Here is a 15,608-nt window from a genome sequence, read left to right as displayed (position 1 = left end):
GTCTGGCAGAAATTCTCCAACGATTTCAGTGGAGCTTCTACTGTGCATGGGGTTGTTTTCGCGCGTCTGAGCGACCGGAGGCGTTCGTGACCGCTCAGCCGCTGCTCGACGTTCAGGACCTCACCGTCGAATTCACCACCCGGCGCGGCATCGTCAAGGCCGTGCAGCATGTCAACATCTCCGTCGCCAAGGGCGAGACGCTCGCCATCGTCGGCGAATCAGGCTCCGGCAAGTCGGTGACGTCCTATGCGGTGATGCGCATCCTCGACCGCGCCGGCAAGATCGCCGAGGGCTCGGTGATGTTCTCCGGCATCGACGTCAAGGCCGCCAGCGAAGACCAGATGCGCGACCTGCGCGGCCGCGAAGTCTCGATGATCTTCCAGAACCCGCGCGCGGCGCTGAACCCGATCAGGAAAGTCGGCGACCAGATCGAGGACGTGCTGCGCACCCATGTGCAGCAGGCCCAGGTTGCCGATCACGGCGAGAAAGCGATCGAGGCGCTGGAGCAGGTCAAGATCGCCCGCCCGCGCGAGCGCTATCATGCCTATCCGTTCGAGCTGTCCGGCGGCATGTGCCAGCGCGTCGTCATCGCGCTCGCGCTCGCCTGCAATCCGCAGCTCCTGATCGCGGACGAGCCGACCACCGGTCTCGACGTCACCACGCAAAAGGCGGTGATGGACCTGATCGTCGAGCTGACCAAACGCAAGGCGATGTCGACCATCCTGATCACCCACGACCTGGGCCTTGCCGCCGCCTATTGCGACCGCGTCGTGGTGATGGAGAAGGGGCGCGTGGTCGAGACCGCCAACGCCGCCGACATCTTCGCGAGCCCGCAGCACCCCTACACCAAGAAGCTGATGCGCGCGACGCCACGGCTCGGCGTGTCACTGCGGGATCTGTTGCCGGAGGAAGAGGGCGCGACGCCCGCCGCACCCGCGGAGCCTGCTGCGCCAGCCGCGGCAAGCGCCGAGAGTCAGAAGCCGCTCCTCCTCATCGAAAAGCTCGTGAAAGAATATCCGCGCCAGGGCGCCACCGCCACGCTCGGAAAACTGTTCGGCCGCAAGCCGCCGGTCGAGCTGGACGTGTTCCGTGCCGTCGATGGCATCAGCTTCACGATCGGCCATGGCGAGAGCGTCGGCCTCGTCGGCGAATCCGGCTGCGGCAAATCGACCACCTCGATGATGGTGATGCGCCTGCTCGACCACACCTCCGGCCTGATCCAGTTCGACGGCGAGGACATCGGCGCCATCGCGCCAGCAGCCTTTGCCCGGCTGCCGCAGCGCAGCCGCATCCAGATGGTGTTCCAGGATCCGACCGACAGCCTCAACCCGCGCTTCACCGCCGCGCGCGCCATCGCCGATCCGATCATGCAATTGGGCGATATCAAGGGCCGTGACGCGCTCCGCGCCCGCTGCGAGGAGCTGGCCACCATGGTCGGCCTGCCGCACAATCTGCTGGACCGCTTCCCGCACCAGCTCTCAGGCGGCCAGAAGGCCCGCGTCGGCATCGCCCGCGCCATCGCGCTGCATCCGAAGCTGGTGATCCTGGACGAGCCGACCGCGGCGCTCGACGTCTCGGTGCAGGCGGTGGTCCTGAACCTGCTCCAGGACCTCAAGGCGCGGCTAGGTATGAGTTATCTGTTCGTCTCGCATGATTTGAATGTAGTGCGCTTGCTGTGCGATCGTGTCATTGTGATGCGGACGGGGCGGATCGTCGAGGAAGGCTCTTCCGAAAAGGTCCTCAGCGATCCGCAGGATGACTACACCAAGGAGCTGCTGACGGCGATCCCGCATCCGCCGTTGCAGGTCCACTAAGACTGCACTGAGCTTGAGAGAGTGATGGCCGAGCCGCTGGACGACTATATCGACGCCGTATCGAAAGCGCTGGGGCTGCCGGTCGAGGAGGCCTGGCGGCCCGCGATCCGCGCCAATCTCGAGGTCTCGCTGCGGCTTGGCCGCCTGGTCGACGATTTCGCGCTGCCGGACGACACCGAGCCAGCGCCGATCTTCACGGCCTGATGCTGCCATGACCACCAAGCCAGAGATGAGTGCTGCGGACATCGCAAAGGCGGTGGCCGGCGGCCAATTGTCCGCGCTCGATGCGACTGAAGCCGCGCTCGCACGCATCAAGCAGCACGACGCCATCCTCAACGCCTTCACCGACGTCACCGCCGATCGCGCCCGCGCCAAGGCGCGCGCCATCGATGCCGACATCGCCGCCGGCAAGGCCGTCGGCCCGCTCGCCGGCGTGCCGTTCGCGGTCAAGAACCTGTTCGACGTCGCCGGGCTTCCAACCCGCGCCGGCTCGAAGATCAACCGCGACCTCGCACCCGCCAAGCGCGACGCGACGCTGATCGAGCGCATGGAGGCCGCCGGCGCCGTTCTCGTCGGCGCGCTCAACATGGGCGAATACGCCTACGATTTTACTGGCGAGAACGTCCACGACGGTCCCTCGCGCAATCCGCACGACGCCACGCGGATGAGCGGCGGCTCCTCCGGCGGTTCGGGCAGCGCCGTTGGCGGCGCACTGGTGCCGCTTGCGCTCGGCTCGGACACCAATGGTTCGATCCGCGTGCCGTCGTCATTCTGCGGCATCTTCGGCCTGAAGCCGACCTATGGCCGGCTGTCCCGCGCGCGCTCGTTCCCGTTCGTGGCGAGCCTGGATCATCTCGGCCCGTTCGCACGCTCCGTCACCGACCTCGCGCTCGCCTACGACGCAATGCAGGGCCCGGATGCCGATGACGGCGCTTGCACGACGCGAGGATTGGAGCCGACGCTGCCGCTGCTCGCCAATCCGGTCTCGGATCTGCGCATCGCGATCGCCGGCGGCCACTTCCAGAAGAATGTGTTCCCGGAAGCGGTCGAAGCCGTCGGCCGCGTCGCCAAGGCACTGGGCGCGACGAAAGTCATCGACGTGCCCGAAGCCTCGCGCGCCCGCGCGGCGGCTTACGTCATCACCACCACCGAAGGTGCCTCGCTGCATCTCGATCGTCTGCGCAGGCGTCCGAACGATTTCGATCCCGCCGTGCGTGACCGGTTGATCGCCGGCGCGATGGTGCCGGCGGCGCTGGTCGACCGCGCGCAAAAATTCCGCCGCTGGTATCGCGCGCAGCTCGCCGAGCTATTCAAGTCCGTCGACGTGCTGCTGGCGCCGGCAACGCCCTGCACGGCGCCAAAGCTCGGCCAGGTCAACTTCAATCTCGACGGTGTCGAGCTGCCAGTGCGCGCCAATATCGGCATCCACACCCAGCCGATCTCGTTCATCGGTCTGCCCGTGGTTGCGGTGCCCGTGCCGCTCGAGCCGCTGCCGATCGGGGTGCAAATCATCGCGGCGCCCTGGCGCGAGGACGTCGCGCTGCGCGTCGCATATGCATTGGAACAGATGGGCGTGGTCGCCGCGCCAGCCCCAAGGGGACTTTAAGAGGATTTTGAGATGGAGATCGATCTCCCCGACGTGATCGCCGAAGTCAAAGCCGCGTTTGAGCGTTATGAGCAAGCCCTCGTGAGCAACGACGTCGCCGTGCTCGGCGAGCTGTTCCGCAACGATCCCCGTACGCTGCGCTACGGCATCGGCGAGAATCTCTACGGCTATGAGGCGATCGCCGGCTTCCGCGCCGGCCGCTCGCCTGTTGGCCTCAACCGCCGCAGGGCGAAGACTGTCATCTCCAGCTATGGCCGCGACACGGCGGTGGCGTCCACCCTGTTCTATCGCGACACGGCTCCCGGCAAGGTCGGCCGGCAGATGCAGACCTGGATTCGCTTCCCGGAGGGCTGGCGCGTCGTCGCTGCCCATGTCAGCATCATCGACGAGTCGAAAGAGACCTGACCGTATGACGCTTGACGATTTTCCGCCCGGGACACTGCCGGCCGAACCGGTGGTGCCCCGCGTCGACCGCGCCTCACCGTCGGTACAAAAGGTCACGCGCGCGGAGGAGCTGCGTCTCCAGCTTGCCGACGAGATCGTGCGGGGAACTCTGGCCCCTGGCACGCCACTGGACGAGACCGACATCGCACGGCGCTTCAGTGTCTCGCGCACGCCGGTGCGCGAAGCGCTGCGTCAATTGGTCACGAGCGGCCTGGTCGAGGCGCGTCCCCATCGCGGCGCGGTGGTCGCTCAGCCCTCGATCGAGCGTCTCAAGAGCATGTTCGAGGCGATGGCGGAGCTGGAAGCATTGTGTGCCGGACTTGCGGCGGAGCGCATGTCGGCCGCCGAGCGTCACGGCCTGGAGGCGATCCACGAAGAACTGCGCGTGCTGAGTTACGCCGGTAACCCCGATCGCTTCCATGAGGTCAACGAGCGCTTCCACAACGCGATCTATGCGGGATCGCAGAACGGCTACATCGCCGAGATCACGCTGGCGACGCGCGTGCGGGTGCAGCCGTTCCGTCGCGCCCAGTTCCGCAATCTCGGCCGTCTCGCCAAGTCGCAAGCCGAGCACGACCGCGTCGTCGTCGCCATCATGCGCGGTGACAAGCAGGGCGCCGCCGCCGCGATGCGCGCCCATATCGAGCTGGTGCGCGGGGAGTATGAGATTTATGCGGTGTCGGTGTAGGGCGGCGCAATCGGTGCTGTAGGGTGGGCAAAGGCGCGAAGCGCCGTGCCCACGTTCTTTCCGATTGATGGTGATGGTGGGCACGCTTCGCTTTGCCCACCCTACGAGACCTACGCCGTGGCGGCTTCCGCCATGAACTTCCGCCAGCCGCCATACGCGGTGATATCGCGCGCCTCGCCCAGCACTTCCGGTTCGACGAGAAATCCCTTCACGCTTCTGCCGTCGGCCAGCCGCACCGTCCCGATCGCCATCGGCGCCGGAATCGCATTCACGAACTTGCCGAACGCAGACGGCGACAACGTCCAGATTTCGAGCTCGATCGATGCGCCCTTGCCGGCCGCGACGCGCAACATGCCGGGCTTCGGCGGCGTGGTCGGAAGCGCATAGAGCTCGTAGTCCGGTGCAGTGCTGGTTACCTCGATCAGCTTCGCATTCAGGGCCTTCAACTCCCCGTTCAGCGCCATGCCGGAGAGATGCGCGCCGACGACGGCAATCGGAATCTCGTCGCTGCTGTTTGTGGGAAGGGCCGCAAGCGGTGACTGCGCCACGCCCTTCGCGCCAACGGTCAGCTTTGTATCCGCATGGAAGATGCGGCCGATGCTTGCGAGCATTCCATCGCGTCCCGCCGGCGCCAGCAGCGTGATGCCGAACGGAACGCCGTCCGCGCGCATCGATGCCGGCACGGCGAGACCGCAGAGATCGAGCAGGTTGACGAAATTGGTGTAGGTGCCGAGCCGGCTGTTGAGCTCGATCGGATTGGCCAGCACCTGCGCGGTCGTGTAGGCGGTCGGCGCCGTCGGCAGCACCAGCGCGTCGATGTTGGCGAACGTGCGCTCGGCGATCTTGCGCAGCCCCTGGAGGCGATAAAGCGCGGAGAACGTCTCGGCCGCCGTCAGCCGCGCCCCGGCCGCGGTGATCTCGCGGGTCACGGGATGAATTGAATCGGGCGCAGAGGCCAGCAGATTCTTGATCACGAGATAGCGTTCGGCGACCCACGGCCCCTCATAGAGCAGTCGCGCCGTCTCGTAGAACGGCTCGAGGTCGAACTCGACCAGGGTCGCACCGAGCGCGGTCCAGCGCTTCAGCGCATCCGCGTAAGCGGCTTCCGATTTCTTGTCGCCAAAGAAGATCAGCTGCCCGTTGCGCGGGACACCGAGGCGCAGCTTTGTCGGGAAGGGGGTGATCGGCTCTAACGGCCGGTCGCGCGAGAACGGATCGGCCTGGTCGGGGCCGGCCATCACCGAGAGCGCGAGCGCGGCATCGTCGACCGTCAGCGCAAACACCGAGATACAGTCGAGCGTGCGGCAAGCCGGCACCAGGCCCGCAGTCGAGATCATGCCGAGGCTCGGCTTCAGCCCGACGATGTTGTTGAGCATCGCCGGCACGCGGCCGCTGCCGGCGGTGTCGGTGCCGAGCGACAGCGGCACCAGCCCGGCGCCGACGGCCGTCGCCGAGCCCGAGCTCGAGCCGCCGGGAATGAGATCCTCGCGGATGGAATTCTTGGGAATGCCGTAGGGCGAGCGCACGCCGACGAGGCCGGTTGCGAACTGGTCGAGATTGGTCTTGCCGATGATGATCGCGCCGGCGGCGCGCAGCCGCTCCACCGCGGTGGAGTCATGCGTCGGCATGTAGGAGAAGGCCGGACACGCCGCCGTGGTCGGAAATCCCAGCGCGTCGATATTGTCCTTCACAGCGACGGGAATGCCATAGAGCGGCAAGCCGGCGGCATCCGCGCGCGCCGCGAGCTTTTCGGCCTCGGCAACCGCGTCCTTCTCGTCGCGCAGGCTGATGAAGACGGCGGGATCGTTGTGCTCGCGGATGCGCTGATAGGTCCGGGCCACGGTTTGCGCCGGCGTGAGCGTGCCCGCGCGATGTGCGGCCACAATCGCGGCGATCGTTTCAGGCTGCTCAGCCCCCAGTTCTGCCCCCATGGCGTCAAAACTCCGGCAACATGTCTTCACCCGGAATGAAGCAAGCGATGTGCCATTGTGTACAGAATCCGGGCAGGCTGGATGCGCCCGATACTATCGCGAGATCAGTGGGTTGTGCGATGTTTTGCCGATCGATGGGGTCGCGGTCCCGACGCCCCGGAACGGGCATCTGCTCAAATCATGAGCAGGGTTGTTGACGACAACAATTGCCGTGCGAAACATTATGGTCAAAGCGTCCGGAACCAGGCCGCAACCGATCCCGGCTACGGGCGAGGAGGAAAATCATGACGTCAGCCCCATGCGGTGGCGCTTCGAGCCTGTTCGCAGTGCCAAAGACCGTCGCCGAGCATCGCGCCGACGGCAGCATCGTGCTGCGTTCGCCCGAGCCCTTGCGCGACAGCGCGCGCTGCGTCGGCCACTGGCTGGAGCAATGGGCGCGGCAAGCGCCAGACAGGATCTTCCTTGCCGAGCGTGATGGCGCCGATACGCCCTGGGCCACCATGACTTACGCGGGTGCCCTGCGGCGGGTGCGTGCGGCAGCGTCGTGGATTCTGGCGCAGGGGCTCAGCGCGGAGCGCCCAATTGTCATTCTCTCCGACAACAGCGTTGACCATGCGCTGCTCGCGCTTGCCGCGCAGCATGTCGGCGTGCCCTCGGCTGCGATCTCGCCGGCCTATTCGCTGATGTCGAAGGATTTCGACAAGCTGAAAAGCATGATCGCGCTGCTCGAGCCCGGCGCGATCTATGTTTCCGGAACCAAGCCGTTCGCGGCGGCGCTCGCTGCGATCAAGCCACTGCACACCGCGCAGATCATTAGTGGCAATGCTGGCGACGCTGATGCGCTTGCGTTCCGCGTCCTCACGGCAACGCCCGAGTCTGCCGATGTCGCGAAGGCCTTTGCCGCGGTGACGCCCGATACGGTTGCAAAATTCCTGTTCACCTCGGGTTCGACAGGCGCGCCGAAGGCCGTCATCAACACCCAGCGCATGCTGACCTCGAGCCAGCAGGCCAAGGCGCAGATCTGGACCTTCCTTGAGCGAGGCGGAGGCGACCTCGTTATTCTCGACTGGCTGCCCTGGAGTCACACGTTCGGCGCCAACCACAATCTCAATCTCGTGCTGCGCAATGGTGGCTCGCTCTATATCGACGGCGGCAAGCCCGTGCCCGGCCTTTTTTCAATGTCGCTCGCCAATCTGAAAAGCGTGATGCCGACGGTCTATTTCAACGTCCCGCGCGGCTTCGACATGCTGATCGCGGCGCTGCGTGGCGACGAGGAGCTGCGCCGGCGTTTCTTCGGCGAGGTGAAGTTCGCCTTCTATGCCGGTGCTGCGTTGCCGCAAAATCTCTGGGACGCGCTCGCGCAGCTCTCCGTCGAGACCGTTGGCCGTGCGCTGCCGATGGTCTCCGCCTGGGGCTCGACGGAGACCTCGCCGTTGGCGACCGATTGTCATTTCCTCGCGGAGCGCTCCGGCAATATTGGCGTGCCGATTCCCGGCACGGAGCTCAAGCTCGTCAAATCAGGCGACAAGCTGGAGGTACGGGTGCGCGGTCCCAACGTCACGCCTGGTTATTGGAAAGCGCCGGAGCTGACGAAGCAGGCATTTGACGAAGAGGGCTTTTATCTCATCGGCGATGCCGTGAAGTTTGCGGACCCGGAGCGTCCCGAGCGTGGCCTGTTCTTCGACGGCCGCGTCGCGGAGGATTTCAAGCTCAACTCCGGCACCTGGGTCAGCGTCGGCACGTTGCGCCTTGCCGGCATCGCCGCCCTGGCGCCGCTTGCGCAGGACATCGTGGTGTCAGGCGATGGCGGCGACGAGGTCCGCTTCCTGGTATTTCCGAATATCGCCGCGTGCCGGGCGCATGCTGGCCTGCTCGACACTGCTGATGTGAGCGACGTGCTGGCGCATGACAAGGTCCGGTCTGCGATCGCGCAGGGCCTGGCCAAACTGAAGCAGCAGAGCGCCAATTCGTCCGGACACGCGACGCGCGCGCTGCTGCTTGCCGAGCCGGCCTCGGTCGATGGCGGTGAGATCACCGACAAGGGCTACATCAATCAGCGTGCCGTGCTGACGCGGCGCGCAGACGCCGTGGCGCGGCTGAACGACGATGCGTCGGCGGAGTGGATCGGCTGCGCGCTCACCGGCTAGAGTCGCTGGCGTGCCCCGGACGCCAGGCCCAAATATGCCAGCCGTTCTGTCGCAATAGGCTGCACGAATATTTTGTTGCCTTAGCAACTAATTTGTGCGAACCATTCCGAACCAGGAATGACGGCGGGCGAACCGTCGCGTCTGATCTCGGAGGGAACAATGCGCGGCAGCAATGGTGTCGTCGGCAAACGTAGGCGCATGCCAGGAGATGACGCCGGATCGCGCCCGGTGCGCGAGCTGTCAGGTCTCCGTGCTGCCGGTCACGGCGCCGAGATTCTCGTGCAGGCGGCGCAGCAGGTCGATCAGCACCTCGCGTTCGTCCTTGCTAAGGCAGGACAACAGCCGCCGCTCACGCTCGAATGCGGCCACGATCACCTTGTCATGGGTCGCGCGCCCCTTCGCCGTCAGCGCGATCGAGTGGGTTCGGCCATCGTCCGGATCGGTGCGGATCGAGACCAACCCCCGCTTCTCCAGGCCCGCCAGCGTTCGGCTCACCGGGCCCTTGTCGAAACCAATGACGTGGCAGATGCGCGAGGCCGGAATTCCGGGTTCGATCGCCAGCAGCGACATGATCCGCCATTCCGTGACGTTGACGCCGAACTCCCGCTGGTAGAGCGCGGTCGCGCTGTTCGAGAGCTTGTTGGCGATGAAGGTGATGAAGGCCGGGACGTAACGGTCGAGATCGAGCGTCGGTCCCGCATCTCTGGGCGAGGGCTTGTGGCGGGCTTTGGTCGAAGACGGTGGCATATCGGCCTTGTGACTCGCGGGGGGCCCGCAGACCTAATGGCAAGCGCCGCCCTTTCACAAGATCAAAATGAGGGAGGCGTTCAATGAGCACATCCGGCTCCGCCGTACCAGGCGTCCCGCATCTCGACGTCGATCCCTTCGCGATGGACTTTTTCGCCGATCCCTATCCGACGCACGAGGTGCTGAGGGAGGCGGGGCCGGTGGTCTATCTCGACAAATGGAATGCCTATGGCGTCGCGCGCTATGCCGAAGTCCATGCCGTTCTGAACGATCCCGCGACCTTCTGCTCCAGCCGCGGCGTCGGCCTGTCGGATTTCAAGAAGGAGACGCCGTGGCGGCCGCCGAGCTTGATCCTGGAGGCCGATCCGCCCGCGCACACCCGCACCCGCGCCGTGCTGTCGAAAGTGCTGTCGCCGACCGCAATGAAGCAGGTGCGCGACCGCTTTGCCGCGGCGGCGGAGGAGCGCGTCGATGTCCTGCTGGAGAAGCGCAGCTTCGACGCGATCGCCGATCTTGCGGAAGCCTATCCGCTCTCGATCTTCCCCGATGCGCTCGGCCTGAAGCCCGAAGGCCGCGAGCACCTCATCCCCTATGCGAGCGTCGTGTTCAACGCCTTCGGCCCCCCGAACCGGTTGCGCCAGGAGGCGATCGAACGATCGGCGCCGCATCAGGCCTATGTTGCCGAGCAGTGCCAGCGCGAGAACCTGGCACCCGGCGGCTTTGGGGCCTGCATTCACGCACAGGTCGACGAGGGTGCTATCACGCCCACCGAAGCGCCGCTGCTGGTCCGCTCGCTGCTGTCGGCCGGACTCGACACGACCGTCAACGGCATCGGCGCCGCCGTCTATTGTCTCGCGCGCTTCCCCGAGCAATGGCAGCGCCTGCGCGAGGATCTTTCGCTGGCGCGCGGCGCCTTCGAGGAGGCGGTGCGTTTCGAGAGCCCGGTCCAGACCTTCTTCCGCACCACCACGCGCGAGGTCGAGCTGTCGGGCGCGCGCATCGGCGAAGGCGAGAAGGTGCTGATGTTCCTCGCCGCTGCAAATCGCGATCCCCGCCGCTGGGACGACCCCGACAGCTATGAGATCACCCGCCGCACCTCCGGCCATGTCGGCTTCGGCTCGGGCATCCACATGTGCGTCGGCCAGCTCGTGGCGCGCCTCGAGGGCGAGGTGATGCTGACGGCGCTGGCGCGGCGCATCGCGAAAATCGAGATTACGGGCGAACCGAAGCGCCGCTTCAACAACACGCTGCGCGGGCTCGACAGCCTGCCCGTTGCCATCATCCCGGCCTGACAAGGAGCCTCGATGCCCACGATCAGCTTTGTCCATCCCGACGGCAAGTCCGACCGCGTCGAGACCTCGGACGGCGAGAGCGCTATGCAGGTGGCCACCCGCCACGGCTTCGACGGCATCCTGGCCGAATGCGGCGGCAACGCGATGTGCGCGACCTGTCACGTCTATGTCGACGAGAACTGGATCGCCCGCCTGCCCGCGATGGCCGACGACGAGGACGCGCTGCTCGACGGCACCGCGGCCGCGCGGCTCCCGAACAGCCGGCTGTCCTGCCAGATCAGGATCACACCAGACCTCGACGGGCTCGTGCTGAAGCTGCCGGAGCGGCAGGTCTGACGTTTCAAGCGCGGCGGCAACGACCAACGCGGCACATCAGGGGAGGGAATGATGAAGCGACTGAAGTGGACACTCGCTCTGGTGGCGAGCCTGGTCAGTGGCGCGGCCAGCGCCGAGATCTCGGAGAATGTCGTGCGCGTCGGCGTGCTCAACGACATCTCCGGCATCTTCCAGGACACCAACGGCATGGGTTCCGTCGAGGCCGCGCGTATGGCGGCCGAGGATTTCAACGGCGGCGGCAAAGGCATCAAGGTCGAGATCGTCTATGCCGATCACCAGAACAAAGCTGATGTCGGCAATGCCATCGCGCGCAAATGGCTCGATGTCGAGGGCGTCGACGCGATCGTCGACGTGCCGAATTCGGCCGTCGGCCTCTCCATCAACACGCTCCTGCGCGACAGCCGCATGACCTTCCTGGCGTCATCGACGGCGAGCTCCGATCTGACCGGCAAGGCGTGCTCGCCCAATACCATCCAATGGGTCAACGATGCCTGGGCGACCGGCAACACCACCGCTGCGGCGATGATGTCGCGCGGCGGCAAGGACTGGTATTTCCTCACGGTCGATTACGCGCTCGGCAAGGGCATCGAGGCGGAGGCGCAGAAGTACATCGAGGGACACGGTGGCAAGGTGCTGGGCGCCTCCAAGCATCCGCTCGGCACCTCCGATTTCGCCTCCTTCCTGCTGCAGGCGCAAAGCTCGAAAGCGCAGGTGATCGGGCTCGCCAATGCAGGCGGCGACACGATCAACGCGGTGAAGCAGGCCGCCGAATTCGGCATCCAGCAGAGCGGCCAGAAGCTCGTCGCCTTCCTGCTCTTCATCAACGACGTTCACGGCATGGGCATCAAGGTGGCGCAGGGCCTCCAGCTCATGGAAGCGTTCTACTGGGACATGAACGACGACACCCGCGCGTTCGCCAAACGCTTTGCCGCCCGGCCCGGCATGAACGGCAAGATGCCGAGCGGCAACCAGGCCGGGGTCTATGCTTCAACGCTCGCCTATCTCAACGCCGTCGCCGCCGCCGGCAGCGACAATGCCAAGCAGGTCGTGCCCGAGATGAAGAAGTTCAAGGGCAAGGACAAGCTGTTCGGCGACACCACGATTCGCCAGGACGGCCGCGTCGTGCATCCGATGTATCTGTTCGAGGTGAAGAAGCCGGAAGAGTCGAAATATCCGTACGACTATTACAAGCTGGTCTCGACGATTCCAGCCGACCAGGCGTTCCGCCCGTTGGCGGAAGGCGGATGCGAACTGGCCAGGTAAACGGTCTTGTGCCTCCAATGCGGTGCGGCGGCACTTGCCAAAATAAGAAATGGAGGTAATGATTATAATATATAACTAAATAGGGAGGTCCGCCATGAGGACTGGCTTGATATCAGCCGCTGCGCTGGTCGTGCTTCTGGGGTCGACCGCGCTGGCTCGCGCCGACGGCGAGCCCTGCTCGTCGGTCACCACCGCTTCGCTCGGTATCTCAAGCGTCGAGATAACCGGGTCCAAAACGCAGGACGCGGCCAACGGTCTCCCCAAGCATTGCATCTTGACGGGGCTTGCCAACCGGCGGACCGGAGCCGACGGGAAGTCCTATGCCATCGGGTTCGAATTGCGCTTGCCGGCCGAGTGGAACGGCCGCTTCCTGCATCAGGTCAATGGCGGTAACGACGGCGTCGTCGTGCCCGCTCTTGGCAGCTTGCCCGAGGGCTTAGCCTCCGGTGGCACGGTGCCACTGGCGCGCGGCTTTGCCGTGCTGTCGTCGGACAGTGGCCATTCCGGCTCGGACCCCGCGAACAAGTCGCTGGGCCTGACTGCGGGCGCGGCGTTCGGCCTCGATCCGCAGGCGCGGCGCGACTATGGCTATGCCGCCGACATGACGCTGTCACCGGTCGCAAAGCAGGTCATCGCCCTGCATTACGGGCGCAAGCCGGAACGCTCCTATATGGCGGGATGCTCGAACGGCGGGCGTCACGCCATGGTCGCGGCGTCGCGCATGCCGGAAAATTACGACGGTTTCCTCGTCGGCAATCCTGGCTTCGACCTGCCGCGCGCTGCGATCCAGCACGCCTGGGACGTGCAGGCCTTACTGAAAGTTGATCCCGATCTGCGCAAGTCCATCACCAAGGAGGACGCCCAGCTCGTTTCGTCCCGCATCACGGAGGCCTGCGACGCGCTCGATGGCGTCAAGGATGGTCTGACCGCCAACCTCGCCGCCTGTCAGAAGGCGTTCGATCTCAAGAGCCTGGTCTGCGCGCCGGGGCAGAACAGCGCCTGTTTGTCCGAAGCCAAGGTCGACGCCCTGAAGATGAGCCTCGCCGGGCCGAAGAATTCGAAAGGTGAGGCGCTCTATTCCGACTGGCCCCTCGACGGCGGCATCGGCACCGGCAATTGGCGCACCTGGAAGGTCGAGAGCCCCATCGCGCCCTGGAACAATTACCCGATCATCGCCACCATGGGCGCAGCGTCGCTGAACTACATCTTCTCGACACCCCCGGTCGTGGTCGAGGGCAGCAACGAGAAGCTGGTCGAGGCACTGAAGGCCTATGATTTCGACAAGGACGCGCCGAAGATTTTCACCAAGGACGCGACCTTCACAGAGTCAGCCATGGACTTCATGACGCCGCCTGACATCGATGATCCCAAACTCGCCGCGCTCCAGAAGTCCGGCGGCAAGATGCTGATCTATCACGGTCAGGCCGATCCGGTGTTCTCGGTGAACGACAGCATCCGCTGGTACGACCGGCTGAACAAGAACCTGCAGGGGCGCGCCGACGGCGTCGCGCGCCTGTTCACGATTCCCGGTGAAACGCATTGCGGCGGCGGCGTTACCCTCGACAAGTTCGACGCATTGTCCGCGCTGATCGATTGGGTCGAGAAGGGCAAGGCACCCGAGCGCGTCATTGCGTCCGCCAATCCCGCCAACAAGGAAGTCCCCGCGTCCTGGAGCCCGGGCCGGACGCGGCCGCTGTGCCCGTATCCGAGCTACGCCGCGTATTCCGGGCAGGGCGACAGCGAGGACGCCGCGAATTTCGTTTGCAAGACGCCGTAGCCCGTCGCGCGTCGGCAGGCGCTTGCCCGAACCCAGTGCGGCGTATAGCGCTGCGCTACAGAGCCGTGCCACGGTTCCGGGTCCCGGCTCTGCGTCGCGTCATTTCATGCCGCGCCGGGTCCGGGACACGAGAAGGTTCCCTACACCACCTTGCTGCTGCCCTGCGTGATCAGCCGCGCCGCGCGCTGGTCTCGCGCGTAGATCCACAGCCAGCTCAGCGCGACGCTGAGGCGGTGGCGGAGGCCGATCAGGAAATAGATGTGGGCGATGCCCCAGATCCACCACGCGATGGTGCCGCGCAATTTGACCTTGCCGAAGTCGATCACCGCGAGCCGCTTGCCGATCTGTGCAAGGCTGCCGGCGTGCTTGTAGCGGAACGGGCCGGTCGGCGCGCCCTGCAGCCGCGCCTTGATGGTCGCGGCGACATGCTTGCCCTGCTGCTTCGCCGCCGGTGCGATGCCCGGCACGGGCTTGCCGTTCCAGGCGTTGATGTTGACGGTGTCGCCGATCGCGAAGATTTCGGGATGGCCGGGAATGGTGAGGTCGTCGGCGACCTGTACGCGTCCGGCGCGATCGCTTGGTGCGCCCAGCCACTCGGCGGCTGGCGATGCGCGCACGCCGGCGGCCCAGATTCGCGTCTTGGCCTCCAGCAGCTTGCCGCCGAAGACCACGCCATCGCGGTTGATCTCGGTGACGGCCTGTCCGAGCACAACCTCGACTCCGATCTTTTCCAGCGAGGCCTGCGCGTAAGCCGAGAGATCGTCGGGAAAGCCCGCCAGCACGCGCGGGCCCGCTTCGATCAGCACCACGCGCGCCTTGTGGGTATCGATGTTGCGGAAATCTGCCGGCAGGGTGTGATGCGCCATCTCGGCGATGGTGCCGGCGAGCTCGACGCCGGTCGGGCCGGCGCCGACGATGACAAAGGTCAGCCGCGCCGCGCGCTTCGCGGGATCAGTCTCCCGCTCGGCGCGCTCGAACGCCACCAGGATGTGACGGCGCAGCGTGGTCGCGTCTTCCAGCGTCTTCAGTCCCGGCGCCCATGTCTCCCACTCGTCATGGCCGAAATAGGCGTGACGCGCGCCGGTGGCGAGCACCAGCGTGTCGTAGGGCACCTCGCTGCCATCGTCGATCAGCACGCACCGGCGCGCGCTATCGACGCCGCTCACCGTCGCGAACAGCGTCGTCACCTCGCGCCGGTCGCGCATGAGATGACGGATCGGCCAGGCGATCTCGCTGGTCGCAAGCGAGGCGGTTGCGACCTGGTAAAGCAGCGGCTGAAACAGATGATGGTTGCGGCGATCGATCAGCGTGATCTCCACCGGCGCGCCGGCAAGCCGGTAGGTCGTCTCCAGCCCGCCGAAGCCGGCGCCGACGATGACGACGCGATGGGGATTTGCGGCCATGATGCACCCTCGAATCTTGCCTCTTCACGCCCTTATTTAAGTGCGGATTGGGTGCCGTGGTCCAATAGCCGTCATCAATGATGGAATAGGCTTGGCGTATCGATATTCCCCGCGAAAAAGCGCCGCAGGCTCGGGCAAGGCTAGTAGAATTATATTTCTT

13 protein-coding genes are annotated in these 15,608 nt (G+C 65.6%); 10 read left to right on the top strand and 3 right to left on the bottom strand.

What is annotated here, in order from left to right; all coding sequences use genetic code 11:
- The first annotated feature begins 86 nt into the window (after nucleotides 1–86).
- Genes XH98_RS09585 through XH98_RS09565 form a run of 5 tightly spaced genes read left to right on the top strand, consistent with a single transcriptional unit; the run spans nucleotide 87 to nucleotide 4,552 of the window.
- Nucleotides 87–1,814, top strand: a complete 1,728-nt coding sequence (locus tag XH98_RS09585) for a dipeptide ABC transporter ATP-binding protein (RefSeq protein WP_271618442.1) — start codon at nucleotides 87–89, stop codon at nucleotides 1,812–1,814.
- 24 nt (nucleotides 1,815–1,838) lie between these two features.
- A complete protein-coding gene (locus XH98_RS09580; RefSeq protein WP_271598632.1) occupies nucleotides 1,839–2,018 on the top strand; it encodes a DUF4089 domain-containing protein in 180 nt (59 codons plus the stop codon).
- Between the two features lie 7 nt (nucleotides 2,019–2,025).
- Nucleotides 2,026–3,420, top strand: a complete 1,395-nt coding sequence (locus tag XH98_RS09575) for an AtzE family amidohydrolase (RefSeq protein WP_271618441.1) — start codon at nucleotides 2,026–2,028, stop codon at nucleotides 3,418–3,420.
- Nucleotides 3,421–3,432: 12 nt separating this feature from the next.
- Entirely contained in the window at nucleotides 3,433–3,825 is a 393-nt protein-coding gene (gene hpxZ / locus XH98_RS09570) for an oxalurate catabolism protein HpxZ (RefSeq protein WP_057747099.1), read from the top strand.
- A gap of 4 nt (nucleotides 3,826–3,829) precedes the next feature.
- Nucleotides 3,830–4,552, top strand: coding sequence for a GntR family transcriptional regulator (locus tag XH98_RS09565; protein WP_057747096.1), 723 nt, complete (start codon nucleotides 3,830–3,832; stop codon nucleotides 4,550–4,552).
- A gap of 110 nt (nucleotides 4,553–4,662) precedes the next feature.
- Here XH98_RS09565 and atzF read toward each other — a convergent pair whose 3' ends face one another.
- On the bottom strand, nucleotides 4,663–6,483 hold the full coding sequence (gene atzF / locus XH98_RS09560) for an allophanate hydrolase (RefSeq protein ID WP_271598634.1): 1,821 nt from the start codon (nucleotides 6,481–6,483) through the stop codon (nucleotides 4,663–4,665).
- Between the two features lie 284 nt (nucleotides 6,484–6,767).
- Here atzF and XH98_RS09555 point away from each other — a divergent pair, with 284 nt between their 5' ends.
- Complete coding sequence (locus XH98_RS09555) at nucleotides 6,768–8,630, top strand: feruloyl-CoA synthase (RefSeq protein WP_271618440.1); 1,863 nt, start codon at nucleotides 6,768–6,770, stop codon at nucleotides 8,628–8,630.
- Between the two features lie 240 nt (nucleotides 8,631–8,870).
- Here the strand turns inward: XH98_RS09555 and XH98_RS09550 are convergent, their stop codons facing one another.
- A complete protein-coding gene (locus XH98_RS09550) occupies nucleotides 8,871–9,377 on the bottom strand; it encodes a MarR family winged helix-turn-helix transcriptional regulator (RefSeq protein WP_271598636.1) in 507 nt (168 codons plus the stop codon).
- A gap of 83 nt (nucleotides 9,378–9,460) precedes the next feature.
- Here XH98_RS09550 and XH98_RS09545 point away from each other — a divergent pair, with 83 nt between their 5' ends.
- The 4 genes from XH98_RS09545 to XH98_RS09530 all read left to right on the top strand — a co-directional run bounded on the left by XH98_RS09545 (nucleotide 9,461) and on the right by XH98_RS09530 (nucleotide 14,045).
- Entirely contained in the window at nucleotides 9,461–10,669 is a 1,209-nt protein-coding gene (locus XH98_RS09545; protein WP_271618439.1) for a cytochrome P450, read from the top strand.
- A gap of 12 nt (nucleotides 10,670–10,681) precedes the next feature.
- A complete protein-coding gene (locus tag XH98_RS09540; RefSeq protein WP_220004070.1) occupies nucleotides 10,682–11,005 on the top strand; it encodes a 2Fe-2S iron-sulfur cluster-binding protein in 324 nt (107 codons plus the stop codon).
- Between the two features lie 51 nt (nucleotides 11,006–11,056).
- A complete protein-coding gene (locus XH98_RS09535; protein WP_271618438.1) occupies nucleotides 11,057–12,268 on the top strand; it encodes an ABC transporter substrate-binding protein in 1,212 nt (403 codons plus the stop codon).
- Between the two features lie 94 nt (nucleotides 12,269–12,362).
- A complete protein-coding gene (locus XH98_RS09530; RefSeq protein ID WP_271618437.1) occupies nucleotides 12,363–14,045 on the top strand; it encodes a tannase/feruloyl esterase family alpha/beta hydrolase in 1,683 nt (560 codons plus the stop codon).
- Nucleotides 14,046–14,185: 140 nt separating this feature from the next.
- On the opposite strand, the gene XH98_RS09525 is transcribed toward XH98_RS09530, so the two are convergent.
- Nucleotides 14,186–15,448: an NAD(P)/FAD-dependent oxidoreductase gene (locus XH98_RS09525; protein WP_271598640.1), complete on the bottom strand. Its 1,263-nt coding sequence runs from the start codon at nucleotides 15,446–15,448 to the stop codon at nucleotides 14,186–14,188.
- Nucleotides 15,449–15,608 lie beyond the last annotated feature (160 nt).

It is taken from the genome of Bradyrhizobium sp. CCBAU 51745, from assembly GCF_028128715.1.
Classification (GTDB): Bacteria; Pseudomonadota; Alphaproteobacteria; order Rhizobiales; family Xanthobacteraceae; genus Bradyrhizobium; species Bradyrhizobium manausense.
This window is presented reverse-complemented; position numbering and strand designations above follow the sequence as displayed.